This is a genomic window from Streptomyces ochraceiscleroticus, assembly GCF_000720485.1.
GTDB classification, from domain to species: domain Bacteria; phylum Actinomycetota; class Actinomycetes; order Streptomycetales; family Streptomycetaceae; genus Streptomyces; species Streptomyces ochraceiscleroticus.
The window spans coordinates 106,890-130,772 of the sequence record NZ_JOAX01000021.1 but is presented as its reverse complement, the minus strand read 5'-3'; the positions used below and the strand labels follow the sequence as shown (position 1 = coordinate 130,772).

General features: G+C 71.0%; 25 protein-coding genes. 20 read left to right on the top strand and 5 right to left on the bottom strand.

Annotation, left to right across the window (positions count from 1 at the left end):
- Positions 1–84 precede the first annotated feature (84 nt).
- The 9 genes from IG84_RS0125160 (at position 85) to crcB (IG84_RS0125120) (ending at position 5,078) form a co-directional block, all read left to right on the top strand.
- Complete coding sequence (locus IG84_RS0125160; RefSeq protein ID WP_078649352.1) at positions 85–1,254, top strand: YihY/virulence factor BrkB family protein; 1,170 nt, start codon at positions 85–87, stop codon at positions 1,252–1,254.
- Between the two features lie 121 nt (positions 1,255–1,375).
- Positions 1,376–1,810 carry a phage holin family protein gene (locus IG84_RS0125155; RefSeq protein WP_051862355.1) on the top strand — a complete coding sequence of 145 codons (435 nt, stop codon included), beginning with the start codon at positions 1,376–1,378 and terminating at the stop codon, positions 1,808–1,810.
- Positions 1,807–2,226 carry a DUF3618 domain-containing protein gene (locus IG84_RS0125150; RefSeq protein WP_078649349.1) on the top strand — a complete coding sequence of 140 codons (420 nt, stop codon included), beginning with the start codon at positions 1,807–1,809 and terminating at the stop codon, positions 2,224–2,226. The genes IG84_RS0125155 and IG84_RS0125150 overlap by 4 nt, the downstream gene beginning before the upstream one ends.
- Positions 2,223–2,489 (top strand): DUF4235 domain-containing protein, encoded by a 267-nt coding sequence (locus IG84_RS0125145; RefSeq protein ID WP_030251036.1) that lies wholly within the window; start codon positions 2,223–2,225, stop codon positions 2,487–2,489. Before IG84_RS0125150 ends, IG84_RS0125145 begins: the two co-directional genes overlap by 4 nt.
- 127 nt (positions 2,490–2,616) lie before the next feature.
- Entirely contained in the window at positions 2,617–2,808 is a 192-nt protein-coding gene (locus tag IG84_RS0125140) for a DUF6381 family protein (protein WP_031061614.1), read from the top strand.
- Positions 2,809–2,952: 144 nt separating this feature from the next.
- Positions 2,953–3,789 (top strand): undecaprenyl-diphosphate phosphatase, encoded by an 837-nt coding sequence (locus IG84_RS0125135; protein ID WP_031061612.1) that lies wholly within the window; start codon positions 2,953–2,955, stop codon positions 3,787–3,789.
- 100 nt (positions 3,790–3,889) lie between these two features.
- Entirely contained in the window at positions 3,890–4,354 is a 465-nt protein-coding gene (crcB, locus tag IG84_RS0125130) for a fluoride efflux transporter CrcB (protein ID WP_031061609.1), read from the top strand.
- Positions 4,351–4,707 carry a DUF190 domain-containing protein gene (locus tag IG84_RS0125125; protein WP_031061604.1) on the top strand — a complete coding sequence of 119 codons (357 nt, stop codon included), beginning with the start codon at positions 4,351–4,353 and terminating at the stop codon, positions 4,705–4,707. The genes crcB (IG84_RS0125130) and IG84_RS0125125 overlap by 4 nt, the downstream gene beginning before the upstream one ends.
- Positions 4,704–5,078 (top strand): fluoride efflux transporter CrcB, encoded by a 375-nt coding sequence (gene crcB, locus IG84_RS0125120; RefSeq protein ID WP_031061601.1) that lies wholly within the window; start codon positions 4,704–4,706, stop codon positions 5,076–5,078. Before IG84_RS0125125 ends, crcB (IG84_RS0125120) begins: the two co-directional genes overlap by 4 nt.
- A 33-nt stretch (positions 5,079–5,111) precedes the next feature.
- Here the strand turns inward: crcB (IG84_RS0125120) and IG84_RS0125115 are convergent, their stop codons facing one another.
- Positions 5,112–6,575, bottom strand: a complete 1,464-nt coding sequence (locus IG84_RS0125115; RefSeq protein ID WP_031061599.1) for a UbiD family decarboxylase — start codon at positions 6,573–6,575, stop codon at positions 5,112–5,114.
- A gap of 27 nt (positions 6,576–6,602) precedes the next feature.
- Between IG84_RS0125115 and IG84_RS41250 the strand changes: the two genes are divergently transcribed.
- A complete protein-coding gene (locus IG84_RS41250; protein WP_107053954.1) occupies positions 6,603–7,133 on the top strand; it encodes a MarR family transcriptional regulator in 531 nt (176 codons plus the stop codon).
- A 199-nt stretch (positions 7,134–7,332) separates the two neighbouring features.
- On the opposite strand, the gene IG84_RS0125105 is transcribed toward IG84_RS41250, so the two are convergent.
- Positions 7,333–9,390, bottom strand: coding sequence for a phosphocholine-specific phospholipase C (locus IG84_RS0125105; protein ID WP_031061593.1), 2,058 nt, complete (start codon positions 9,388–9,390; stop codon positions 7,333–7,335).
- Positions 9,391–9,647: 257 nt separating this feature from the next.
- Between IG84_RS0125105 and ctaD the strand changes: the two genes are divergently transcribed.
- Positions 9,648–11,357, top strand: coding sequence for an aa3-type cytochrome oxidase subunit I (ctaD, locus tag IG84_RS0125100; RefSeq protein ID WP_031061590.1), 1,710 nt, complete (start codon positions 9,648–9,650; stop codon positions 11,355–11,357).
- A complete protein-coding gene (ctaF, locus tag IG84_RS0125095) occupies positions 11,354–11,737 on the top strand; it encodes an aa3-type cytochrome oxidase subunit IV (RefSeq protein WP_031061587.1) in 384 nt (127 codons plus the stop codon). The genes ctaD and ctaF overlap by 4 nt, the downstream gene beginning before the upstream one ends.
- 7 nt (positions 11,738–11,744) lie before the next feature.
- Here the strand turns inward: ctaF and qcrB are convergent, their stop codons facing one another.
- Both qcrB and IG84_RS0125085 read right to left on the bottom strand, forming a co-directional pair.
- A complete protein-coding gene (gene qcrB, locus IG84_RS0125090; RefSeq protein WP_465270448.1) occupies positions 11,745–13,394 on the bottom strand; it encodes a cytochrome bc1 complex cytochrome b subunit in 1,650 nt (549 codons plus the stop codon).
- Between the two features lie 251 nt (positions 13,395–13,645).
- On the bottom strand, positions 13,646–13,987 hold the full coding sequence (locus tag IG84_RS0125085; RefSeq protein ID WP_031061581.1) for a DUF6479 family protein: 342 nt from the start codon (positions 13,985–13,987) through the stop codon (positions 13,646–13,648).
- A gap of 361 nt (positions 13,988–14,348) precedes the next feature.
- Here IG84_RS0125085 and IG84_RS0125080 point away from each other — a divergent pair, with 361 nt between their 5' ends.
- The 4 genes from IG84_RS0125080 to IG84_RS0125065 are packed head-to-tail and all read left to right on the top strand — an operon-like array spanning position 14,349 to position 17,111.
- Entirely contained in the window at positions 14,349–15,137 is a 789-nt protein-coding gene (locus IG84_RS0125080; protein WP_051862351.1) for a SigB/SigF/SigG family RNA polymerase sigma factor, read from the top strand.
- 55 nt (positions 15,138–15,192) lie between these two features.
- Entirely contained in the window at positions 15,193–16,206 is a 1,014-nt protein-coding gene (locus tag IG84_RS0125075; protein WP_031061578.1) for an iron-containing redox enzyme family protein, read from the top strand.
- A gap of 52 nt (positions 16,207–16,258) precedes the next feature.
- Positions 16,259–16,912 (top strand): HemK2/MTQ2 family protein methyltransferase, encoded by a 654-nt coding sequence (locus IG84_RS0125070; protein WP_031061575.1) that lies wholly within the window; start codon positions 16,259–16,261, stop codon positions 16,910–16,912.
- Entirely contained in the window at positions 16,893–17,111 is a 219-nt protein-coding gene (locus IG84_RS0125065; RefSeq protein WP_031061574.1) for a CDGSH iron-sulfur domain-containing protein, read from the top strand. The genes IG84_RS0125070 and IG84_RS0125065 overlap by 20 nt, the downstream gene beginning before the upstream one ends.
- Positions 17,112–17,217: 106 nt before the next feature.
- Here IG84_RS0125065 and IG84_RS0125060 read toward each other — a convergent pair whose 3' ends face one another.
- Complete coding sequence (locus IG84_RS0125060) at positions 17,218–19,314, bottom strand: catalase (RefSeq protein ID WP_078649365.1); 2,097 nt, start codon at positions 19,312–19,314, stop codon at positions 17,218–17,220.
- Between the two features lie 386 nt (positions 19,315–19,700).
- On the opposite strand from IG84_RS0125060, the gene IG84_RS0125055 reads away from it, so the two are divergent.
- From IG84_RS0125055 to IG84_RS0125040, 4 genes are all read left to right on the top strand, one after another.
- Positions 19,701–20,837, top strand: coding sequence for a baeRF2 domain-containing protein (locus IG84_RS0125055; protein ID WP_031061571.1), 1,137 nt, complete (start codon positions 19,701–19,703; stop codon positions 20,835–20,837).
- A gap of 488 nt (positions 20,838–21,325) precedes the next feature.
- Positions 21,326–22,330 carry an SDR family oxidoreductase gene (locus tag IG84_RS0125050; protein ID WP_031061569.1) on the top strand — a complete coding sequence of 335 codons (1,005 nt, stop codon included), beginning with the start codon at positions 21,326–21,328 and terminating at the stop codon, positions 22,328–22,330.
- A 12-nt stretch (positions 22,331–22,342) separates the two neighbouring features.
- Positions 22,343–23,299 carry an LLM class F420-dependent oxidoreductase gene (locus tag IG84_RS0125045; protein WP_031061568.1) on the top strand — a complete coding sequence of 319 codons (957 nt, stop codon included), beginning with the start codon at positions 22,343–22,345 and terminating at the stop codon, positions 23,297–23,299.
- Between the two features lie 221 nt (positions 23,300–23,520).
- Complete coding sequence (locus tag IG84_RS0125040; protein ID WP_157847601.1) at positions 23,521–23,865, top strand: STAS domain-containing protein; 345 nt, start codon at positions 23,521–23,523, stop codon at positions 23,863–23,865.
- The last annotated feature ends 18 nt before the right edge of the window (positions 23,866–23,883 follow it).

The window sequence follows — 23,883 nt, the reverse complement described above, 5'->3', positions numbered from 1 at the left end:
GCACCGTTTTCCAGTGAAATACCCGGGGCGGAGTCCGCGGCGCGGAATCCGTTTCGGTTCGGGGCGGGCGGTAACCCACGACGTATGGCACGGACAACGCGACCGGGGGGCCGGGAGGGCCCCGCTCACCGCGCCGGTGAGGGCTCCGGGGAACCGGCGGCCCGGATACCAGGTGCGCGGCAGGAAGCAGGTGCGGAACCGGCCTCGAGCCAGGATCCGACCTCGCACCAGGAACCGTCCTCGCGCTCGGAACCCACCGACCGGCCGGGACCCGATCCGCTCGTCAAGCGCCAGGCGCCCGACGAGCCGACCGGCCTGCCGAAGAAATCCTGGTGGGCCGTGCTGCGCGGCACGGTCAAGGAATTCAAGGATGACGAGCTGGCCGACCGGGCGGCTGCACTGACGTACTACGGCGTGCTCTCGCTGTTCCCCGCGCTGCTCGTCCTGGTCTCCCTGCTGGGCATCGCGGGCGAGTCGACGGGGCGGAAGGTGATGGACACGCTGCAGCAGCTCGCGCCCGGTTCCGTACGGCAGGTGCTCAGCAACGCCGTGACGCAACTCCAGGGCAACGCCGGCGTCGGCTCGCTGGTGGCGATCGTCGGCCTGCTGGTCGCCGTGTGGACGGCCTCGGGGTACGTGGCGGCGTTCATCCGCAGCTCCAACGTCGTCTACGACGTCGCCGAGGGCCGACCGGTGTGGAAGGTGCTGCCGCTGCGGCTCGCCCTGACGGTGGTGCTCATGTTGCTGGCCGCCCTCAGCGCACTCATCGTGGTGTTCACGGGGGAGCTCGCGCAGCAGGTGGGCGCGGCGCTGGGCTTCGGTGGCACCGCGGTGACGGTCTGGTCGATAGCCAAGTGGCCGGTCCTCGTGATCCTGGTCACGACCATGATCGCATTCCTCTACTGGGGTGCGCCCAACGCCAAGGGCCGCGGCATGCGGTGGGTGTCCCCGGGCAGCTTCCTGGCCCTGGTGATCTGGCTGCTCGCCTCCGCCGGCTTCGCGGTGTACGTGGGGAACTTCTCCTCCTACAACAAGACGTACGGGACCCTCGCCGGCGTGATCATCTTTCTCGTCTGGCTGTGGATCAGCAATCTGGCCATCCTGCTCGGCCTGGAATTCGACGCCGAACTGGCGCGTGAACGGGCGGTCGCCGGTGGCCATCCCGATGATGAGGAGCCGTACGTGGAGCCGCGCGACACCACGAAGTGGAGCGAGGAGGAACGCCGGCGGGCCGAGGCCCCGGGCGAAGCGTGATCCGCACAGCACGCGGCCACGGAAAGGCAGATGATCGGTGATGAGTACTGCTGAGAAAACGGTGACGAGCACTTCCACGAAGACGCGGCCTTCCGAGTGGCCTTCCGAGGAGCGGACGGCGGTGCGCGGCACGCCGCCCACATCTCCGGCCACCGCGCCGACGCCGCAGCACACCGAGGATTCGGTGGGCGAGCTGGTCTCCCGCGCCTCGCAGCAGCTCTCGCAGCTGGTGCGCGAGGAACTCCAGCTCGCGCAGGCGGAGATGACGCGGAAGGGCAAGCGGTTCGGCCTCGGCGGCGGGCTGTTCGGCGGCGCCGGAGTGATCGGCTTCCTCGCGCTGGAAGCCCTGGTGGTCGCCATGATCGCCGCCCTCGCACTGGTACTGCCGGTATGGGCGTCGGCCCTGATCATCACCGGCGCACTTCTCGCGCTCGCCGGAATCCTGGCGCTGACCGGCAAGAAGCAGATCGCCCGGGCGACCCCGCCGGCGCCCGAGGAGGCGATCGCCGGCGTCAAGGCCGATGTCGCCGAGTTGAAGGAGAAGGCCCACCGATGACCAGTAAATCCCAGAGCAGGCATGCGTCCGAGTCCCCCACCCCGGAGCAGCTTCGGGAGCGGGTGGAGCACACCCGTGAGGAGCTGGGCCGGACCGTCGAGGAGCTGGCCGCCAAGGCGGACGTGAAGGCGCGCGCCAAGGAGAAGGCCGGCGACGCCAAGGCGAAGGCACAGGAGGCGGCCGGCGACGCCAAGGCCAAGGTCCAGGACGCCGTCGGCCACTCGCGGGCCCGGCTCCAGGACAGCACCGCCCACGCGGCGCAGCGGGGCCCCGTTCCGGTACTGGTCGTCGGCGCCGCGGCGGTCCTCGTCTGGCTGCAGGTACGCCGGCGTCAGCAGGGCGGCCGGACCGCGCAGAGCGTTCGTCGTCTCAAGGGGGCCGCCCGTAGCAGTACCCCCGGCAGGAGGATGCGATGAACGCAGCGAAGATCGCGTACACGCCCGTCGGAGTGGCGCTGGGCGCCCTGAGCGGCATGATCGCCGGGGCGCTGTTCAAGCAGACGTGGAAGCGGATCGGGCACGAGGAGGACACCCCGAGCGCCAGAGACGAGGACCGCACCTGGAAGGAAGTGCTGCTGGCAGCGGCGCTGCAGGGCGCCATCTTCGCCGTCGTCAAGGCCGCCATGGACCGCAGCGGCGCCACCGCCACCCGGCGCATGACCGGGACCTGGCCGGGCTGACGCCTCCAGGAGGGCGGCTGACGCCTCCGGATGCGACCGGCCCGGAGAGCTGGTTCGCTGGGAGGGCCCGCCCGATTTCTCGGACGGGTGTCTCGGACGTGGTGTCTCGGACGTGCAAGGAGTGATCATGGGCATGGACGGTGAGGTCGGCGGCCGGATCCGGCAGATGCGGGACAAGGCGAAGGAGCTGTCCCAGGCCGCGGAACGGACCAGCGACCCGCAGGACCGCAAGCGGCTCCAGGAGAAGGCCCGCAAGCTGGAGAGCCAGGCGGAGCAGGAGTCGAGCATGGGCAGCGGGGACATCTTCCCGATGCAGTAGGGCGTCGTCCCATCCTCTACAGTCACGTCCGTCCGCCACACCCGTGGCGGACGGACGTTTCCGTGAGCGCGCCGCGCGCCGAGTCCGTGAGTGACGCAGGCCGCCCCGCAGCGTCACCCCATCGCCTTCCCGCAAGGACGGAACTTGAGCGACATCAATATCGGACAGGCCGTCGTTCTCGGCATCGTGGAGGGAGTGACCGAGTTCCTGCCCGTCTCCTCCACCGGGCATCTGAAGATCACCGAAGGGCTGATGGACATCCCGGTGGGCGACAAGGCCGTCGTGGCCTTCACCGCCGTGATCCAGGTCGGCGCGATCGCCGCCGTCTTCGTGTACTTCTTCCGCGACATCGTGCGGTTCCTCACCGCGTGGGGCCGCGGCCTCGCCCACCGCGACCAGCGGGACAACCACGACTACAAGTTCACCTGGTGGGTGATCTGGGCGACGATCCCGATCGTCATCGTCGGACTGGCCGCGAAGCCGCTCATCGAAGGGCCGCTCGCCTCGCTGTGGGTGGTCGCGGGGTCGCTGATCGTCGGCAGCGGTGTGATGTGGGCGGCGGACCAGATGGGCCGGCACCGGCGCGGCGAGGAGGACACCACCTTCAAGGACGCGATGCTCGTCGGCTGCTCGCAGATCCTCGCGCTGCTCTTCCCCGGCTTCTCCCGCTCCGGCGCCACCATGTCCACGGGCCTGATCCTGGACCTGAACCGGGTCGCCGCGACCCGGCTGTCGTTCTTCCTCGGCCTGCCCGCCCTGACGGGCGCCGGCGTCTACGAGCTGAAGGACGCCGTCGGCGCCGGGGCCGACCTCGCGCCGCTCATCGTCGGCACGGTCGTCTCCTTCGTCGTCGCGTACGCCTCGATCGCATGGCTGCTGAAGTTCGTCGCCAAGCACTCCTTCAACGCCTTCGTCATCTACCGGCTGGTCATCGGCGTGCTGCTGTTCGGCCTGCTCGGAGCGGGTGTACTGAATGCCTGACGACGGCAGCGGTTACGCTGGGAACAGCGGTGACCGTGTGAGGGGCACGCCGGTGCCCGGCGAGTAGGAGAACGCACACGTGTCAGAGGCCCACCCCTCCATGCTGAACGAACCGGTCGACTCCGACGTCGATCTCCCTGCCCCGCCGCGGCGCGCCCCGCGGCGGCCGCGACAGGGCCCCGTCGTGGCCGCCGTCGCGCTGGGCGGCGGCATCGGCGCAGCCGCGCGCTACGGCGCCGCGCTCCTGTGGCCCACGCCCGACGGCGCCTTCCCCTGGACGACGCTGGCCGTCAATGTGCTCGGCTGCGCCGTCATCGGCGTCTTCATGGTCGTGATCAGCGAGGCCCGGTCCGCGCACCGCCTGCTCCGCCCCTTCTTCGGCACCGGCGTGCTCGGCGGCTTCACGACCTTCTCCACGTACGCCGTGGACATCCAGCGCCTGGTCACGGACGGAGCGGCCGTCACCGGCCTGGCGTATCTGGCACTGACCCTGTTCGCGGCCCTGGCGGCGGTGTGGACCGCGGCCGCCGGCACCCGCCGCGTCCTCTCCTGGAGGCACCAGTGAGGCTCACCGGCTCCGCGCTGCGCGTCACCGTCCTCGTCGGCGAGAACGACACCTGGCACCACCGCCCGCTGTACTCCGAGATCGTGCACCGGGCCCACCGTGCGGGCCTCGCGGGGGCCTCGGTCTTCCGCGGCATCGAGGGGTTCGGCGCCTCCTCGGTGATCCATACGAGCCGGCTGCTGTCCCTGAGCGAGGACCTGCCGGTGGCCGTCGTGATCGTCGACACCGAGGACCGGGTACGGGACTTCCTGCCGCAGCTGGACGAGGTGGTCACGGAGGGCCTGGTCGTCGTCGACGACTGCGAGGTCATCCGGTACACCGGCCGCGACGGCGAAGAGGGGAAGAAGCGGTGAACTGGCTGCTCGTGATCGTCGGGGCGATGGCCGGGGCCCCGCTGCGCTACCTCACCGACCGGGCCGTCCAGTCCCGCCACGACACGGTGTTCCCCTGGGGCACCTTCACCGTCAATGTCGTCGGCTGCCTGGTACTGGGGCTGCTGACCGGGGCGGTCACCGCGGGCGCCGCCTCCTCCCAGGTACAGCTCCTCATCGGCACCGGCCTGTGCGGCGCCCTCACCACGTACTCGACGTTCTCGTACGAGACGCTCAGGCTGGCCGAGGGCGGCGCGCGCTTCTTCGCCGTCGCCAACGCCGCCGGAAGCGTGCTGGCCGGCCTCGGCTCCGCCTTCGTGGGCGCGGCGGTGACGCAGTCCCTCTGGGGATGACCCGGGGATGACGCCACCGCCGCGCTGCCTGGCTCAGGCGTCCCAGGTCTCCAGTACCCGCTGCTGGACCTCTGCCGGGAAGATGTGCCGGAAGGAGCTGCGCGGCTCGCGGCCCTCCGCGGCGGAGGGCAGCAGCGCGTCGTACGTCACCCGCGGGCCGCGCCAGGCGTGCCGCTCCTCGGGCGTGTAGACCGACAGCAGCGGCAGGACCTTGCCCTCGCGCACGATGCGCCGCCCGGTGGGGTGGACCCGGGTGGCCAGCGCCCACATCAGTTCGCCCACATCGGACGCGTCCACGTCGTCGTCCAGCACGAAGAGGCGCGGCACGAGGTAGGCGAAGCGCTGGGCGTCGATGACCTCGGTGATCCGCTCGGCGAGTTCGTCCGTGCGCACGCCCGGCAGCCGGTCGCGCCAGTCCGCCGCGACGCTGACGACCAGCGCGTGCGAGGCCATTTCGAAGGGCTCCCACGCCGTGGTGACCGGCAGTCCGGCGGCGCGCAGCGCGGTCAGCGCCTCGGCGGCCAGGGTGAGCCCGGTGGCGGTGTGGAACTCGTCGACCGGCTCGCCCTCGACCACGGTCGGCCAGACCGGGTCGTCGCGGTGGGTGATGGCCTCGATGGTGTAGACGGGCTGCATCGTGGTCTCGTGCGGCCGGTAACCGGCGAACTCGCCCATCGGGCCCTCGACTCCGGTGCGCTCGGCGGACAGGTGCCCCTCGATGACGATCTCGGCGTTGGCGGGGACCTGGAGGTCGACGGTCTCGCACTGCACGAGCTCCATCGGCTCGCCGAGCAGCGCCCCGAGGTAGCCGGCCTCCTCCACGCCGTCCGGCAGCGGCATCCCGGAGATGAACGGCAGCGCCGGGTCGCCGCCCTGGACGAGCGCGAAGGGCATGTCCTCGCCGCGGTCCGCCCACTGCTGCCAGACGTACGCGATGTGCTGCGGGTGCAGGACGAGGCCCGTCAGGTGCTTGCCGTCGATCATCATGATGCGCGCGATGGACCAGTTGGTGAACTCGCCGTCCGGGGTGCGGGCGATGATCGTGCCCCAGGTGTTCACGTACGGCCCGCCGTCGCCCTCGTGCAGCAGGGGAGTGGGGAAGCGGTCGAGCGAGGCGTCCGCGCCGAGCAGCACGTTCTGCTTGCACGGCCCGCTCTCCACCAGCCGCGGCGCGACCGGCTCGCGGGTCCGCGCGCCGGCCAGCGCGTCGATGATCTCGCGGGCGCCGGCGCCGGAGTCCAGGCCGAGCGAGAGCGCGATGCGGGCCAGCGGCCGGTCCGGTACGGAGCTGAGCGCGCCGGGGGCGCCGAGCAGCCGGAAGCCGGGTGCGGCGCCCTTGATGTCGGTGAACAGCGGCGCGGGCGCGCGCGTCTCGTACGAGCGGCGGATGACCGCACCGACTTCGAGGTGCGGGTCGACCACACGGTCGACGGTGCGGAGGTCGCCCAGCTCCTGGAGGGCTTCGAGGTAGGCGCGGAGGTCCTTGGGGCGTGCCACTGACCGTCCTCCTTCTGTCGTGCACGAATCATTCGTGTACGACAATACGCTGGACCTGGCAGAATCGGAAAGCCACCCCGTACCGACCCGGAGGACGTCATCACCGCGCCACGCACACCGCAGTCGCCGTCGCTGCGCGAATCGCCGCTGCATCTGCTGCGCCGCTCGCTCCAGGCGTACACGGCGGTCTGGCAGGCGACCGTCGGCGACGTCACGCCGCCGCAGTACGCGGTGCTCCTCACCGTGCGCGAGCAGCCGGACATCGACCAGTCCCGGCTCGGCCGGGTCACCGGCATCGACCTGGCGACGCTCGCCCCTCTGGTGCACCGCCTCGAACAGCGTGACCTGCTGACCCGGCGCGTCGACCCGGCCAACCGGCGGCGCAAGCTGCTCCGCCTGACCGACGACGGCGTACGGGCGCTGGAGCGGACCGGTCCGCTCGCCGACGAGGTGGACGCGGTCGCCCTGCGGGGCCTGACGGCAGATCAGCGGGCATCCCTGACGGACGCGTTGCGCTCGATCAGCGACGCGTCGGGGGAGACGCCGGGGCGCGCCTGACGGCGGCGCCCCGGCGCAGAGCCTGTGTCATCACCCCGGCCGGGCGCCCGCCGCCTGCCACGCACTCTCGCGGCGTTGCCGAAATGCCCTAGTAGCTCCGCTACGAGGACCTTCCGGCGCCTTGCGATAGCACGCACCAGACGACGTTCGCTGATCCGACCAGGGTGATGACACAGGCTCTCAGTACCGGACGTGCCGGTCAGCCGGTGAGGATCGCCGGGTCGCTCACGCCCGCCTCGCCGGTCTCGACATGGCCGGCGAAGCGGCGCAGGAACGCCGCATCGGCCTCGGAGGTCACCGTCAGGTCGTACCAGCGCTTGCTCGGGCGCAGGTCGACGGTGTGCGTGACGGTGGCGCCGGCCCGGACCTTGAAGGTCTCGTCGGGGCCGCCGTAGGCGTTGGCCAGGGTGAGGTCCACGTCGGAGCGGCCGGCGTTGGTGAACGTCAGCTTCACATTGCCGGTGGTGGCGTCGTGGCGGGCCGTCACCTCCGGGCCCGCGGTCTTGCCGGGGCCCTTGAAGACGCGCAGGAAGCCGTTCGGGCCGAAGACCGAGAGGTCGTAGACGCCCTTGGAGTAGGCGGTGTTCCAGGTGTCGGTGACCGGCTTGCCCGCCGCCGCGGTGTACGTCCAGGGGCCGTCGCCGCGGTTCCCCGCGGTCACATAGAAGGCCGCGCCCGTCTTGTCGCCGCCGCTGAGCGTGAGCGTGTACTTCCCGGCCGCGGCGTCGGCCGAACCGTCGGCGTGCGGGGCGTACGGCAGGGCGCGGGCTGGGCGGGAGCCCTTCTCCTGGCGGGGGAGGGAGGGACTGGCGGGCGGCTTGGGCACGTAGTCGTCGTGCCGGTCGCCGTCCGGTGGGCGGTAGCCGTCGGTGTCCGGGAGGGATACCGGCCGGGTGTCGGGGTGCGCGAAGTCGAAGGCCGAGGTCAGGTCGCCGCAGATGGCGCGGCGCCAGGGCGAGATGTTCGGCTCGTGGACGCCGAAGCGGCGCTCCATGAAGCGGATGACGGAGGTGTGGTCGAAGGTCTCGGAGCAGACGTAACCGCCCTTGCTCCAGGGCGAGAGGACCAGCATCGGCACCCGCTGGCCCAGGCCGTACGGGCCCGCGGCGTACCCCTTGCCGCCCTTGTAGAGGTCCGGGCCGACGTCCACGGTGGAGCGGCCCTGGGAGTCGGAGGACGGCGGGTACGGCGGCACGACGTGGTCGAAGAAGCCGTCGTTCTCGTCGTAGGTGAGGAAGAGGGCCGTTTTGCTCCACACCTCGGGGTCGGAGGTGAGTGCGTCCAGGACCTGGGAGACGTACCAAGCACCGTAGTTCGCCGGCCAGTTGGGGTGCTCGGTGAACGCCTCGGGGGCCACGATCCAGGAGATCTTGGGCAGCTTCCCGCCCTTGACGTCGGCCTTCAGCCGGTCGAAGAGGCCGTCGCCCTGCTTGACGTTCGTGCCGGTGCGGGCCTTGTCGTACAGCGGATCGCCGGGCTTCGCGTTGCGGTACTGGTCGAAGTACAGCAGCGAGTTGTCGCCGTACGTGCCCCGGTACGCGTCGTCGATCCAGCCCCACTTGCCGTCCGCGTCCAGCCCGTCGCCGATGTCCTGGTAGATCTTCCAGGAGACGCCGGCCTTCTCGAGCCGCTCGGGGTAGGTGGTCCAGCTGTACCCGGCTTCCTCGTTGCCGAGCACCGGGCCGCCGCCCTTGCCGTCGTTGCCGGTGTATCCGCTCCACAGGTAGTAGCGGTTGGGGTCGGTGGAGCCGATCAGCGAGCAGTGGTACGCGTCGCAGATGGTGAAGGTGTCGGCGAGCGCGTAGTGGAACGGGATGTCCTCGCGCGTCAGGTACGCCATGGTCGTCGCCGACTTGGCGGGTATCCACTGGTCGTACTTGCCGTTGTTCCACGCCTTGTGGCTGCCCGCCCAGTCGTGGTTGAGGTCCTGGATGAACTGCAAGCCGAGGTTGTCGGCCTCCGGCCGGAACGGCAGCACCTCCTTCGTGCCGTCCGACTGGTGCCACACCGTCTTGCCGCTGGGCAGCGAAACGGGGCGCGGGTCGCCGAAGCCGCGCACACCGCGGAGCGAGCCGAAGTAGTGGTCGAAGGACCGGTTCTCCTGCATCAGTACGACGATGTGCTCGACGTCGTCGATGGTGCCGGAGCGGTGCTGTGCCGGGATCGATGCGGCGCGGGCGATGCTGCCCGACAGTGCGGTGAAGGCCGCGGTGCCTCCGGCGAGTTGCAGGAAGCGGCGGCGGTCCGGATGCGGCATGGGCGGATGACCTCTTCGTCAGGTGGGGGGCAAGAGTGGCACATGGTGCGCGAGGCAATTCTTGCGGCGTCTGCGCACGCAGCGAAACCCCGTCTCGCGATCATTACGTGACCAAGAGGTGCCGATGACCCGACCGTGCGCCGAACGGTCGGTGCTCCTAACGGGTGGCGGCCGGCCGCAGGGCGCTGCGGACCGCGGCAAACGCCCCCGGTGATGTCAGGCTGGCGGGTGTCGGACCGGTCGGACGGAGGCTATCGGTGGTCCACGTTGAGCGGCAGGCGCGCGCGGCAGCCGCCGCGAGGCGCCGGATCGAGACCGGCAGCCGGATCCGCGGCTGGCTGACCACCACCGACCACAAGGTGATCGGCAATCTCTACCTCGTGACCGCCTTCGCGTTCTTCCTGTTCGCGGGGTTGCTGGCCATGCTGATGCGGACCGAACTGGCCCGTCCAGGACTGCAACTGGTCACGGCGGAGCAGTACAACCAGCTCTTCACCGTGCACGGCACGATCATGATGCTGCTCTTCGCGACGCCGATGTTCGCCGGCTTCGCCAACGCCGTCATGCCTCTGCAGATCGGCGCGCCGGACGTGGCCTTCCCCCGGCTGAACGCGCTGACCTACTGGCTGTTCCTCTTCGGCGGCCTGATGGTCGTCTCCGGCTTCCTCACCCCGCAGGGCGCGGCGTCCTTCGGCTGGTTCGCGTACGCGCCGCTCAACGGCGCCGTCCGCACGCCGGGGGAGGGCGGCGACCTGTGGGCGATGGGCCTGATCCTGTCCGGGCTCAGCACGACGCTGGGCTCGGTGAACTTCATCGCGACCATCATGACCCTGCGCGCGCCCGGCATGACGATGTTCCGGATGCCGATCTTCACCTGGAACGTGTTCTTCACCTCGATCCTCGCCCTGCTGGCCTTCCCGGTCCTGACCGCCGCGCTCTTCGCGCTGCTCGCGGACCGGAAGTTCGGGGCGCACGTCTTCGACGCGGCGTACGGCGGGTCGATCCTGTGGCAGCACCTGTTCTGGTTCTTCGGGCACCCCGAGGTCTACATCGTGGCGCTGCCGTTCTTCGGCGTGATCACCGAGATCGTGCCGGTCTTCAGCCGCAAACCGGTCTTCGGCTACGTCGGCATGGTCGGCGCGACCATCGCCATCACGATGCTCTCGGCGACCGTCTGGGCGCACCACATGTTCGCCACAGGCATGGTGCTGCTGCCGTTCTTCTCGCTGATGTCCTTTCTGATCGCCGCGCCCACGGGCGTGAAGTTCTTCAACTGGATCGGCACGATGTGGCGGGGCTCGCTGTCGTTCGAGACGCCGATGCTGTGGGCCGGCGGCTTCCTGGTGACCTTTCTGCTCGGCGGGCTGAGCGGGGTCCTGATCGCCTCCCCGCCGCTGGACTTCCACGTCACCGACACCTACTTCATCGTCGCCCACCTGCACTACGTCCTGTTCGGGACGGTGGTCTTCGCGATGTTCGGCGGCTTCTACTTCTGGTGGCCCAAGCTGACCGGCCGGATGCTCGACGAACGGCTGGGGAAGATCCACTTCTGGACGCTCTTCACCGGCTTCCAGCTCACCTTCCTCGTTCAGCACTGGCTGGGGTCGAGCGGCATGCCCCGGCGGTACGCCGACTACCTCGCGGCCGACGGCTTCACCGCCCTCAACACCGTCTCCTCGCTCGGCTCCTTCCTCCTCGGGCTGTCCACGCTGCCGTTCCTCTACAACGTCTGGAAGACCACCAAGTACGCGGCGAAGGTCGGCGTGGACGATCCCTGGGGCTGGGGCCGGTCACTGGAATGGGCCACCTCCTGCCCGCCGCCCCGGCACAACTTCCACGCGCTGCCCCGCATCCGCTCCGACTCGCCCGCCTTCGACCTGCACCACCCGGAGGCGTACCGGCTGCCGGCCGGGGAGCACGGGACGGTGGAGCCGACCCCCGATACGCACGGAGAGCAGAGCCGATGAAGGCCGAGGCATACCTTTTCGGCGGGGTCGCGGCGTTCTTCTTCGTCGTGGACGTCGTCTACGCGCTGGCCTCGCTGGAGCCGGCGGGCGTGGCGGCGCTGACCGTGTCCTGCCTGATGGCCGCGGTGGTGTCCTTCTTCTGCGCGATGAACCACCGGCGCAAGGGGGACCGGCCGGAGGACGACCGGCAGGGGGAGGTCAGGCAGCGGGCCGGCCGGCTGGACTTCTTCCCGCCCAAGAGCGGATACCCGCCGCTGACCGCGCTGGGCGCCGCGGTCGCCGGACTGGGCATCGTCTTCGGGCTGTGGCTGTTCGTCATCGGCTTCGGCGTGCTGGTGGCGGGCGCCTTCGGGATGGTCTTCGAGTTCAACGACCGTTGACCAGCTCTTATTGGGCGTCCGGTGCCTCGGCCGGCTCCCGGTCCGGGCCCGTGGTGCGTTCGCTGATCTCGCGCCGCTGCTCGGGGCCGGCCGGCAGCGGCACATGATCGCGGTAGTACCAGCCGCTCAGCGCGATCCGCAGCCGCAGGCCGCGCGAGGTGGGCCCGGCCGCCGGGGGCAGCGGCTCGGGTACGTCGCGGACGAGGATGACGTACTTCCGCTCGGCGGAGACGCCGGTGTGCCCTTCGCCCAGCGCGCCGTAGACGCTCTGGGTCACCTCACCGGTCTCCTCGCCCTCGGTCAGCAGCTCGCGGTCCGCCGCCTGCAGGGCGAGGCAGAGCCGCTTGGTGAGCCAGAAGGCGGCCACCGGCCCGAGGACGAGGGCGGTCCGCAGCACCCACGTGAGCGCGTCGACCGAGATCCGGAAGGAGTAGGCGATGACGTCATTGCCGCCTGCCAGCAGCAGTACGGCGTAGAAGACGAGCGCGGCCACGCCGAGCGCCGTACGGGTGGGGCGGTTCCGCGGCCGGTCGCACAGATGGTGCTCCCCGCGGTCCCCGGTCACCCACCGCTCGAAGTACGGATAGAGGTACAGCGACATGAAGAGCAGGCCCGGGAGCACGAGCGTGGGAATGAAGACGTTCCACATGACCGTATGGCCCCACAGGTTCGTCTCGAAAGGCGGCATGAGCCGCAGACCGCCCTCCAGGAATCCCACGTACCAGTCGGGCTGGACGCCGGTGGACACCTGATCCGGGCGGTACGGGCCGTAATCCCAGACCGGATTGATCTGGGCCAGTGCGCCGAGGCAGGAAAGTACGCCGAAAATCATCAGTAGGAGGCCGGTGGTCTTCGCGGTGAAGTGCGGGACCATCGGCTGTCCGACGACGTTCCTGTTGGTGTGGCCGGGCTTGTTCCAGTGCGTGTGCTTCAGGGTCACCACGAGCAGCAGGTGCAGGGCGATCAGCGCAACGATGATTCCCGGGATGAGCAGGATGTGCAGCACGTAAAGACGCGGAATGATGCCCGTTCCGGGATACGCGCCCTGCCAGAGGAAGAAATTGAGATAGCTGCCGACGAGGGGAATGGAGGTCACGATGGCATTGGCGGTGCGCAGCCCCGTGCCGGAGAGCGAATCGTCCGGGAGGGAGTAACCGGCGAAGCCCTCCAGCATCGACAGCATGAAAAGCGTGACGCCGACCATCCAGTTCAGCTCGCGCGGCCGCCGGAAGGCCCCGGTGAAAAAGACCCGGAACAGATGGGTGCCGATCGCGGCCAGGAAGACCAGGGACGACCAGTGATGAATCTGCCGGATGAGCAGCCCGCCGCGCACCTCGAAACTGATGTGGAGGGTGGAGGCGTATGCGTGGGACATCCGCGTGCCGTCCAGCGGAAAGTGCCGGCCGTGATAGACGGTCTCCGCCATGCTCGGGTCGAAGAACAGCGTCAGATAGGTGCCGGTGATCACCAGCACCACAAAACTGTAGAGCGCGATTTCCCCGAGCAGGAAGGACCAGTGGTCGGGGAATGCCTTGCGGAGCAGCGCCTTGGCTCCCTCGGCGAGGGGAAGCCGCCGGTCAAGGGCGGTGAACGCGGTGCCGACCGCCCCCTCGGCCCGCTCCTCCAGCCGGGCCCCGCGCCGTCGGAACACCTGCACCGAACTCCCTCCCGGGCCCGTGGCCCGGCCGCTCATGACGTCCTTGCATGGCTAACCGGTACGGGGCGGAGACAATCCGGGAAGGGGCCGCGCGGCCACCCGCGCGGCCGGTTGTTCAGCCGTTCGGCGGAGTGGGGAGGCGCGGATATGGCACCGAACGGAAAAGGGCATGACACAGTGCGGCCGGTCGCGTTCTCCGCGTTCGGTCGCTTCAGCGGCGGGCGGCGGCCCGGCGCCGCTCGCCAGGGTCGTCAGCCGTTACCGAAGGAGCCGCTGTGGCCCTCCTGCCATTTCGCCGGCTTTTTGCCTTCCTCGTCCGGGCGGGTGCCGCGGGTGCCGTCGAACTCGTACGGCGTCCGGCGGTGACCGTCCTGGGTGACCTCATCGCCCGTGCGCATTCCCGTTTCGTATCCGCGCGGGTCCTTGGGCATCTTCGGCTGTTCTTCGGCGGTGGCCGGCCGCGACCGCTTGCGCCGCAGGCCGAGGGCCACGGCGCCGATGAGCAGGAGCACGACGGCAAGGCCCACGACGAACGGACCGATGCCGACGAGCAGGTCGCGGTTGGGAGCCGCCAGGGACTCATAGCTGGTCATGTCGGCCGGGTACCCGCGAATACCGGAAACGACACGTGTCACACATTTGGCCGAGCGTGGATTTCCCGGCCGTATCGGCGGCCGCGCGCGGTGCTGCCAGGGCGCTTCCGCCGCACCACGCCCGGGAACGACAGGGGAAAGCCGCGCACACGGTGCGCGGGGCGGTGAAGTGAGAAAATGTGGACAGTGAGCCGAGGATTCGCCGCCGGGCGGTACTCGTACGTCCGGGTACCCGGCCGGCGTTTTGAGAAACAAGTGTTTCAGCCGGAAAGCAACAACTGCCCGGCAGCCGGTAACGCGGCACAAACCGCTGTTCCCGGCGCTGCTGCCGGTGCCGGAATCCCGACGGAAGGGAAGGGCCATGGCCGCCACCACCGCGCTCCGCCGCCATCAGGATGCTCCGGACACCGACGCCGCCTTCGCTCAGCTCGCCGAGCTGGCGGACGGACCGCTCAGGAAGAAGGTCCGCGAGGAGATCGTCTGCGGCTGGCTCCCGATGGCCAACCGCCTCGCCCGCCGCTACAGCGGGCGCGGCGAGACCGAGGAGGACCTGCGGCAGGTCGCCGCGGTCGGGCTGCTCAAGGCCGTCGACCGCTTCGACCCGGCCTCGGGCACGCCCTTCCCCGCGTACGCCATCCCGACGATCCTCGGTGAGCTGCGGCGGCACTTCCGGGACGACCTGTGGGCCGTCCACGTGCCGCGCCGCACGCAGGAGCTGCGCGCCACCGTCCACCAGGCACGCGAAGCGCTGGAATTCCGCAACGGCTCCAGCTCCCTCACCATCGGCGACCTGGCCGAGCACACAGGGCTGTCCGAGGAGGACGTGGTGCTGGGCCTGGAGGCGCAGGGCGCGTACACGGCGCTGTCGCTGGAGTGCCCCATGAGCACGGACGCGGGCCACTCCTTCCACCTCGCCGACTTCCTGGGCGACGAGGACCCGGAGCTGGAGCTGGTCGAGGAGCGGCTGTGTGCCGCGCCGGTGCTGCGGGCCCTGCCGCCGCGCGACCGCGCCATCCTCTACCTGCGGTTCTTCCGCGACATGACGCAGAGCCAGATCGCCGAGGAGGTCGGCATCTCGCAGATGCACGTCTCTCGCATCCTGCAGCGGTGCTGCCGCCTGGTGCGCGTCGAGGTGACACCGCAGGCGTGACGGGCACCCGTGACGCGTGAGTGTCACCGACGACGTCCAGGGGTGGAGAACAGCGATGAGTGACGAGCCGACCGGCCCCCGGCTGCCGCGGGACCGGGGCCCCGTCTCGGCGGCCGTGATCAGCACGCTGCGCGGCGGCGGCCCGCCGGCCGCCGGTGACGCGGCCGCCACCGCCGACCCGTACGGCGACGACCTGCAGCTCGCGCTGTACGTGGCGTACGAACTGCACTACCGCGGCTTCGCCGGCGTCGATCCCGCGCTGGAGTGGGACCCCGACCTGCTGCGCCTCCGCGCCGTACTGGAGCGGCGCTTCCTCGACGCGCTGCGGGCCGACGCCACCCGGCACGAGGACGCGGCCGGGGCGCTGGACGAGCTGCTGGTCGAGCCGGCCGGCGGGGACGGCGTTCCCCACGTGCTGGAGCGCTCCGGCACCCGGGACCAACTGCGCGAGTACGCCGCCCAGCGCAGCCTGTACCACCTCAAGGAGGCCGATCCGCACGCCTGGGTGCTGCCGCGGCTGTGGGGGCGGGCCAAGGCAGGGATGGCGGCGGTGGAGTTCGACGAGTTCGGCGGCGGGCGCCCCGAGCGGGTGCACGCGCAGCTCTTCGCCGACCTGATGACGGACCTCGGCCTGGACACCGCGTACGGGCGCTACCTCGACGCGGCCAGCGCGGAGATGCTGGCCCTGGTCAACCTGATGTCCCTCTTCGGGCTGCACCGGGCGCTGCGCGGGGCGCTCGTCGGGCACTTCGCCGCGGTCGAGGTGACCTCCTCGCCCGCGTCCCGCCGGCTGGCCGCGGCGATGCGGCGCGCGGGCGCGGGACCGGCCGCGGAGTTCTTCTACACCGAGCACGTCGAGGCCGACGCGGTGCACGAACAGGTCGTACGGCACGAGGTCGTCGACGGGCTGCTGGCGGCCGAGCCGCACCTGGAGCGGGACGTCGCCTTCGGTATCGACACCACCGGCTTCCTGGAGGACCGCTTCGGCGAACGGCTGCTGGCGGCCTGGCGGGCCGGGGAGTCGTCACTGCGGGTGGCGATCGGGCCGGACCTCGCGCACGTGCCGTGACCTTCCGGTATGCCCGGTCGTTGAAAGCGATTTATCCGGGTACTTCTGCTTTGTGCCTCTGATAACGCTTCCCGGGGTCTATGCCCCACAGGACGACACGGCGCTGCTGGCCGACGCGCTGCACCGCGAACCGCTGGTGCCGGGCGCGCAGGTGCTGGACATCGGTACCGGCACCGGCGCGCTGGCACTCGCGGCGGCCCGGCGCGGCGGCGAGGTCACCGCCGTCGACATCTCCCGGCGAGCGGTCCTCGCGGCCCGGCTCAACGCACGGCTGGCGCGGCTCCCGGTACGGGTGCTGCGCGGCAGCCTCTTCGGGCCCGTGGCCGGCCGGCGCTTCGACCTGATCCTGACGAACCCGCCGTACGTCCCGGCGCCCGAGGCGGTGCTGCCCCGGCGGGGCAGCGCGCGGGCCTGGGACGCCGGGCACGACGGGCGGCTGGTGCTGGACCGCATCTGCCGGGAGGCGCCGCGGCTGCTGGCGCCCGGCGGCGTCCTGCTGCTCGTGCACTCGGCGCTCAGCGGTACCGAACCCACGCTGCGGATGCTGCGGGAGGCGGGGCTGGACGCCGTCGCGGTCGAGCACCGCTGTGTGCCGTTCGGGCCGGTCCTGCGGTCGCGGCAGGGCTGGCTGCACGGCCAGGGCCTGGTGGCACCCGACGAGGAGAAGGAAGAGCTGGTGGTGATCCGTGCCGAGCGAAGCGTCTGAACCGGCGGACCCCCGCGCCGTACGCCGCCTCACCCTCGAGAAGGACGGGCCGCTCCTGGTGGAGGGCCCGGTCGAGGTGCGGCTGGAGGACGGCACCGTCGTCTCCTCCGACCGCTTCTGCGTGGCCCTGTGCAGGTGCCGGCGCAGCAAGCGCTACCCCTGGTGCGACACCAGCCACCGGCGCCGCACGCGGCGCTGAAGGCACTGAAGCCACCGGCGCCGCACGCGGCGCTGACGCGCGTGCGGCGCCGGTGGCCGGCCGGCGGTCCTGTAACCCCCGGGTCAGATGCCGGACAGGAGCCCGGTCAGCGGCGCAGCGGCGGCCGGTTGCGGTGCCGGTGCGCGCCGACCGCCTCGATGAATGCCTGCGCGAACTGCTCGCTCGCCGGGCCCACCGGGTGGTGGGTGACGACGCCCTCGTCGGAGACGGTGTGCTCGTGCTCGTCGGCGGTCCGCAGCCGGGCCGGCTCCAGCATCTTCAGCACGTCGATGCCGGTGCCCAGCGCGGCGATCGCCTTGCCGTGCCGGTAGGAGTCCCGTACGAACTTCAGCACTGCCGGGTCCTGGGCCGTGCGGGGCACGGAGGAGGGGTCACCGGGCAGCACGACCGCGTCGTAGAGGACCGAGGCCACGGTGGGCAGCGCCCGGTCCACGGGGTGGGTGACGCCGTCGGAGCCGGTGAACTCGCCGTCGTGCGGCGCGAGGACCTCGACGTTCGCGCCCTGCGCCGTGAGCGCGGAGCGGATCGTGTCGACCTGGTCGGCGTCCACGCCGTCCGCGACGAGCACGGCGATCTGGCGGGTGGCGATCGAGCCGTCGCCGCGGTTGTTCTCGAAGCTCAGCGCGGGGGAGGGCGTCACGTCCGGGGTCTCCTGGCGCTCCGGCGGGGCCACGCCGACGCCCTCGGCGACCGCGACGGCCAGCGACTGGTCCACGTGTGCGAGCTGCTCGACGACCCGCGCGCGGACCTCCTTCGCGTTCACCTTGCCCAGCTCGAAGCGGTACGCCTCGACGATGTGCTGCTGCTCCCACTCGGTCATGCTGTGCCAGAACATCGCGGCCTGGCTGTAGTGGTTCTGGAAGCTGTCGCTGCGCTTGCGGATCTTGTGTCCGGAGACCGCCTCGGTCAGGTGCCGGAAGGCCGACTCGTCGGCACCGGCCACCGCGGGGCAGCCGCCGGCCAGGGAGTTCTTGGTGTAGCTGGTGGTGCCGCGGTGGATCTTGCTCTGGTGGAAGCCGTCGCGCTGGTTGGTGCGCACCGGTGCCACCGGCTGGTTGACCGGGATCTGCGCGAAGTTCGGGCCGCCCAGCCGGAGGAGCTGGGTGTCCAGGTAGGAGAAGTTACGGGCCTGGAGCAGCGGGTCGTTGGTGAAGTCGATACCGGGGACGACATTGGCCGTGTGGAAGGCGACCTGCTCGGTCTCGGCGAAGAAATTGTCGGGGTTGCGGTTGAGCACCATCCGCCCGATCGGCCGGACCGGCACCTGCTCCTCGGGGATGATCTTCGTGGCGTCGAGCAGGTCGAAGTCGAAGCTGTGCTCGTCCTCCTCCGGTACGAGCTGCACGCCCAGCTCGTACTCCGGGTAGTCACCGGCCTCGATGCAGTCCCACAGGTCGCGGCGGTTGAAGTCCGGGTCGCGGCCCATCGTCTCCTGCGCCTCGTCCCACACCAGCGAATGCACGCCGAGCTTGGGCTTCCAGTGGAACTTCACGAACGTGCCCTTGCCCTGGGCGTTCACGAAGCGGAAGGTGTGCACACCGAAGCCCTGCATCATACGGTAGCTGCGCGGGATCGCGCGGTCCGACATCAGCCACATGATCGTGTGCAGCGTCTCGGGCTGCAGCGAGACGAAGTCCCACAGCGTGTCGTGGGCCGACGCGCCGGTGGGCATCTCGTTGTGCGGCTCCATCTTCACCGCGTGCACGAAGTCGGGGAACTTGATGCCGTCCTGGATGAAGAAGACCGGGAAGTTGTTGCCGACCAGGTCGTAGTTGCCCTCGGAGGTGTAGAACTTCGTCGCGAATCCGCGCACGTCCCGCACCGTGTCGGCCGAGCCGCGCGGCCCCTGGACGGTGGAGAAGCGGACGAACACCGGCGTCTTGACGTCCGGGTCCTGCAGGAACGCGGCCCGGGTGAACTCCGCGCAGGACCGGTAGGGCTGGAAGTAGCCGTACGCGCCCGAGCCACGCGCGTGCACCACGCGCTCCGGGATCCGCTCGTGGTCGAAACGCGTGATCTTCTCGCGGAAGTGGAAGTCCTCCATGAGCGTGGGCCCGCGTTCGCCCGCCTGCAGGGAGTCATCGGTGTGGTCGACCGGCACGCCCTGGTCGGTGGTCAGTGGCCCGTCACTCGGGTCGTCCGCGTAGAACCGCTCCCGTTGCTCCTGCTTCTTGTCCGCCATCTCCGACATCTCCGGAGGCTCCTTCCCGCTCCGCGCCGTGCTGGAGTCGCCGACGAGGGCGCCTGGGGGCATGTGTCTCGGCTCGCCAGGTAACCGTTATCCGAGGCGGAGAAACCTCGGCTGGCCCAGAAGGGCGAGCCGCGAAATCCCCGTGATTCCGGGGCTGTGGCGGCCCTGGAGAGGCCCGTCGGACCGGCGCGGTGCAGCAAAGATGAACTGCATGAACTGTGGCAAAGGGGGCACCCCGAAGAGTGATGGCACCACCGCATCGGCCACCGCTTCAGCCACTGCGGCGACGACGCCCCTGAAGAGCGGAATACCACGGCCTGCGAAGCCCTCTTCGAGGCCCGTACCTGGTGATCGCCCCATTCCGAGGAGGAAGCGCCATGCGACTCTCGCTCCTGCAACCGCTCATCGAACGACCGGGACCCTGGGCGTCCGTCTACGCCGATGTCTCGCACGGCACGGAGGACGCGGCCAAGCAGCAGGAGCTGTCGGCGCAGTACGCGGCCGACCAGCTGTCGGACCAGGGCGCCGACGCCGTCACCTGCCGCGCCGTGCACGACGCCCTGATCACGCTCCGCAGGCCCGGCGAATCGCTGGCCCACGCGGGCCGCGCCGTCTTCGCCACCGGCGGCGAGGTCGTCCTGGACACCCCGCTCGCCGGGCCGCCCACGATGCGGGGCGCCACCTGGTCCCCCGTGCCCCGGCTGGCCCCCCTGCTGGACGCGCTGGGCGAGAACCCCGTCTGCCTCGTGGTGTACGTGGACCGGACCGGGGCCGACTTCGAGCTGCGCAGCGACACCGCGCACGAGAGGGCGGGCCAGGTCAGCGGCGCCGACTACCCGGTGCACCGGACGACCTCCAGCGACTGGTCCGAGCGGCACTTCCAGCTCAAGGTCGAGAACACCTGGGAGCAGAACGCCGCGGAGATCGCCGAGGCCGCGGGCCAGGCGTTCGAGCACGCCGGCGCCGACCTCCTCCTGCTGGTCGGCGACGTCCGCGAGCGCCGCGCGGTGCGCGACCGGCTCCCCGACCGGCTGCGCGGCGTCGCCTACGAGAGCGAGCACGGCGGCCGGGCCTCCGGCGCCGACAGCACACGGCTGGACCGGGACATCGCCCAGGTACGCGCCGGGCTCGAACAGGACCACGTTCTCGACGCCGTGCAGCGCTTCCAGACCGGTGAGGGCCGCAGCGACGGCCAGTCCTCGGTGACCTCCGGCGTGCCCTCCCTGATCGAGGCGGCCCGCGAACACCGCATCGACACGCTGCTGATCAGCCCCGACGGCGGCGACGCGGGCCGCGAGGTCTGGGTCGGTCCCGACCCCGACCAGCTCGCCGTGCGCGGCACGGAGATGCAGTACCTGGGTGAGGTGCACCCCGCGCCCGCCCGCGCCGACGACGCCCTGCTGCGGTCCGCCGTGGCCACGGGCGCGCAGGCCGTACTGCTGCATCACAGCGACCCGGTGCCGCCCGGCGGCCTCGGCGCGGTGCTGCGCTGGTCGACGCCCGTGACCCACTGAGCGTCCGGATCCGCCCGGACGGACTGCCGCCCCGGCGTTATCCGGAGGCTCCGGCGGGCACCCGTGGAGTGCCGGCGGGTCGGCGGGCAGGCGCACTGCCCCCGCCCCCGCCCAGGCGCTCGGCCGCCCGCACCACGCACCCCTCCCTGGAGGACCCGTGACCACGCCGCAGCCGCCGGGACGCCCCGGCACCCCGCACCCCGATCCGGTGCCGCCGACGCCGGGGCCGGGCCCGGGATCGCCCGGTCCCGAACCGGGTCCGGGGCCCGGCCCGGTGCCCGCGCCCGGACCCGACCCGGTGCCTCCGGCGCCGAACCCGCGGCCCGAGCCGGATCCGGTACCGCCCAACCCGGCACCCCCGACGCCGGGCCCGGCGCCCGGCCCCGCACCCGACCCCGTAACGCCGCCGCACACCCCCGAGGAGTCCGGCCCGGCCGGCTGACCGGCCGGGCGGGTTTCCTCGGGGGACCCGTCCGAGGAGACCGCCGATGAGCCAGACCGTCGTCGTCACCGGAGCGAGCGCGGGCGTCGGCCGCGCCGTCGTCCGGGAATTCGCCCGCCGGGGCGCCAGCATCGGGCTGCTGGCCCGCGGTCAGGCCGGCCTCGACGCGGCCGCCGGCGAGGTCGCGGCGGCCGGCGGCCGGGCCCTGGCGGTGCCCACCGACGTCGCCGACCCGGCGCAGGTCGAGGCCGCGGCCGACGCGGTCGAGGCACAGTTCGGGCCCATCGACGTCTGGGTCAACTGCGCCTTCGCCGGGGTCTTCGCGCCCTTCACCGAGGTGCGCCCGGCGGAGTTCAAACGGGTGACGGAGGTGACGTACCTCGGCTTCGTGCACGGTACGCAGACGGCGCTGGCCCGGATGGTGCCGCGCGACGCGGGCACGATCGTGCAGGCCGGCTCCGCGCTGGGCGAGCGGTCCATCCCGCTGCAGTCCGCGTACTGCGGTGCCAAGCACGCGATCCTGGGCTTCACCTCCTCGGTGCGCACGGAACTGATGCACGACAAGAGCAACGTACGGATCACCGTCGTCCAATTGCCCGCCCTCAACACCCCGCAGTTCTCCTGGGTGCTCTCCCGGCTGCCGCGGCGGCCGCAGCCGGTCCCGCCCATCTACCAGCCGGAGGTCGCCGCGCGCGGCATCGTGTACGCCGCCGACCACCCCCGGCGCAAGCAGTACTGCGTGGGCGGCTCCACCACGGCGACGGTGCTCGCCAACCGGCTCGTCCCCGGCCTGCTCGACCGCTATCTGGCGCGTACCGGCTTCGACTCGCAGCAGACGGACGAGGAAGCCACGCCACCGGCCCCGGACAACCTCTGGAAGCCGGTCGACGGCATGGACGGCCGGGACCACGGGGCCCACGGCTCCTTCGGCGACGCGTCGCACGGGCGCTCCTGCCAGCTGTGGGCCACCGAGCACGCCCGCGCCCTGGCCGTGGCCGCGGCCGCCGGGGCGCTGGCCGCCGCCGGCCTCGCGCGGCGGACCAGGACCTGATGAGGAGCTTTGATGACGGAGTACGGCTATTTCCTCTCCTGCGAGGAGCACGACCCGCGCGCACTGGTGGAACAGGCACGCATGGCGGAACAGGCCGGATTCACTTCTTTGTGGATCTCCGACCATTTCCATCCGTGGAATGACGAACAGGGGCAGGCGCCCTTCGTCTGGTCGGTGATCGGGGCGCTCGCCGAGGCCACGTCGCTGCCCGTCGAGACCGCCGTGACCTGCCCGACCAAGCGGCTGCACCCGGTGATCACGGCACAGGCGGCGGCCACCAGCGCGGTACTTCTGAACGGCCGTTTCCGGCTCGGCGTGGGCAGCGGAGAAGCGCTCAACGAGCAAGTCGTGGGCGGCGAATGGCCGCAGACCTCGGTCCGGCTGGAAATGCTGGAAGAAGCGATACAGGTGATGCGGTCGCTCTTCGAGGGAAAGGAAGTGAGCCACCACGGAAAGCACTACACCGTGCAGAACGCGCGGCTCTACACCGTTCCCGAGGAGCCGGTGCGGATCGATGTCTCCGGCTTCGGACCGACCGCCACGGAACTGGCCGCGCGGATCGGCGACGGATTCATCACCGTCGCGCCCGACGCGGACGCGATCGAGCGCTTCCGGCGGGGCGGCGGCGGGGGCAAGCCGGTGCACGGCGGCCTGAAGGTCTGTTACGGGACCGACCGCGAGGAAGCCGTGCGCACCGCGCACCGGCTGTGGGCGAATGAACAACTGCCGGGCGAACTGGGACAGGTACTCCCGACCCCGCGCCATTTCGAGCAGGCTTCGACCCTTGTCACTCGCGAGCAGGTAGCGTCCGCCGTGACCTGCGGCGACGACGTGGAGGCACATGTCGCGGCGGTGCAGGAGTACGCGGATGCCGGATTCGACACCGTCTATGTGAACCAGATCGGCCAGGACCAGCGCGGTTTCTTCGACTTCTATCGCACAAAGGTATTGCCTCAGCTCAAGGACTGAACACACCGGCCACCGGGAAGAAAACCCGCGGGGCGCATACGCAGCGAATGCAGTGCGGCGGGTCCTGCGGTGGCGGGGCATCGGCCCGCCGCCCTACCGTGGAATTTCCCCGAGCCCGAGTGACCGGATATCCGAACGGCACGTCAATGCTGCGGACCACGTGACGGGCACATGAATTCCCCGCCGGTGCGACGTGCCGGCCCGGCCGTTCAGGAGAAGCGATGTCCAGTCCTCCCCGGAGCCCCTCGTGCACTCAGTCGGGCGGCGGAGCCGTGGTGCTCCGCCCGCCGGAGTTCGACTGTGCCCGCGTCACCCAGGCCCGCGAGGAGATGCTGATCCTCCTCAACCGGGGCGCCGCGAGCCTCCTGGTGGACCTCGGCGCCTGCTCCACGGTGTGCGCGTGCTGCGGCGTGCCCGCGCTGGTCCGGGTCTTCCGGCGGGCCCGGGCCCTGGGCACGGCCTTCCACGTCATCGCGCCGCGGAGCGCGCAGGCCCGCAGGCCGCTGGAGGACGCGCAGCGGGTGAGCCGGGAGCCGTTCCCCCTGGTGACCGCGAGCGAGGCATAGGCCGGACGCCGGAACGAG

Excerpts from the sequence above, each read along its gene's own strand:
- IG84_RS0125160 (WP_078649352.1), top strand. The coding sequence starts at position 85 with ATGGCACGGACAACGCGACCGGGGGGCCGGGAGGGCCCCGCTCACCGC.
- IG84_RS0125150 (WP_078649349.1), top strand. The coding sequence starts at position 1,807 with ATGACCAGTAAATCCCAGAGCAGGCATGCGTCCGAGTCCCCCACCCCG.
- IG84_RS0125145 (WP_030251036.1), top strand. The coding sequence starts at position 2,223 with ATGAACGCAGCGAAGATCGCGTACACGCCCGTCGGAGTGGCGCTGGGC.
- IG84_RS0125140 (WP_031061614.1), top strand. The coding sequence starts at position 2,617 with ATGGGCATGGACGGTGAGGTCGGCGGCCGGATCCGGCAGATGCGGGAC.
- crcB (WP_031061609.1), top strand. The coding sequence starts at position 3,890 with ATGCTGAACGAACCGGTCGACTCCGACGTCGATCTCCCTGCCCCGCCG.
- IG84_RS0125105 (WP_031061593.1), bottom strand. The coding sequence starts at position 9,390 with ATGCCGCATCCGGACCGCCGCCGCTTCCTGCAACTCGCCGGAGGCACC.
- ctaF (WP_031061587.1), top strand. The coding sequence starts at position 11,354 with ATGAAGGCCGAGGCATACCTTTTCGGCGGGGTCGCGGCGTTCTTCTTC.
- IG84_RS0125085 (WP_031061581.1), bottom strand. The coding sequence starts at position 13,987 with ATGACCAGCTATGAGTCCCTGGCGGCTCCCAACCGCGACCTGCTCGTC.
- IG84_RS0125080 (WP_051862351.1), top strand. The coding sequence starts at position 14,349 with ATGGCCGCCACCACCGCGCTCCGCCGCCATCAGGATGCTCCGGACACC.
- IG84_RS0125075 (WP_031061578.1), top strand. The coding sequence starts at position 15,193 with ATGAGTGACGAGCCGACCGGCCCCCGGCTGCCGCGGGACCGGGGCCCC.
- IG84_RS0125060 (WP_078649365.1), bottom strand. The coding sequence starts at position 19,314 with ATGGCGGACAAGAAGCAGGAGCAACGGGAGCGGTTCTACGCGGACGAC.
- IG84_RS0125055 (WP_031061571.1), top strand. The coding sequence starts at position 19,701 with ATGCGACTCTCGCTCCTGCAACCGCTCATCGAACGACCGGGACCCTGG.
- IG84_RS0125050 (WP_031061569.1), top strand. The coding sequence starts at position 21,326 with ATGAGCCAGACCGTCGTCGTCACCGGAGCGAGCGCGGGCGTCGGCCGC.
- IG84_RS0125045 (WP_031061568.1), top strand. The coding sequence starts at position 22,343 with ATGACGGAGTACGGCTATTTCCTCTCCTGCGAGGAGCACGACCCGCGC.
- IG84_RS0125040 (WP_157847601.1), top strand. The coding sequence starts at position 23,521 with ATGTCCAGTCCTCCCCGGAGCCCCTCGTGCACTCAGTCGGGCGGCGGA.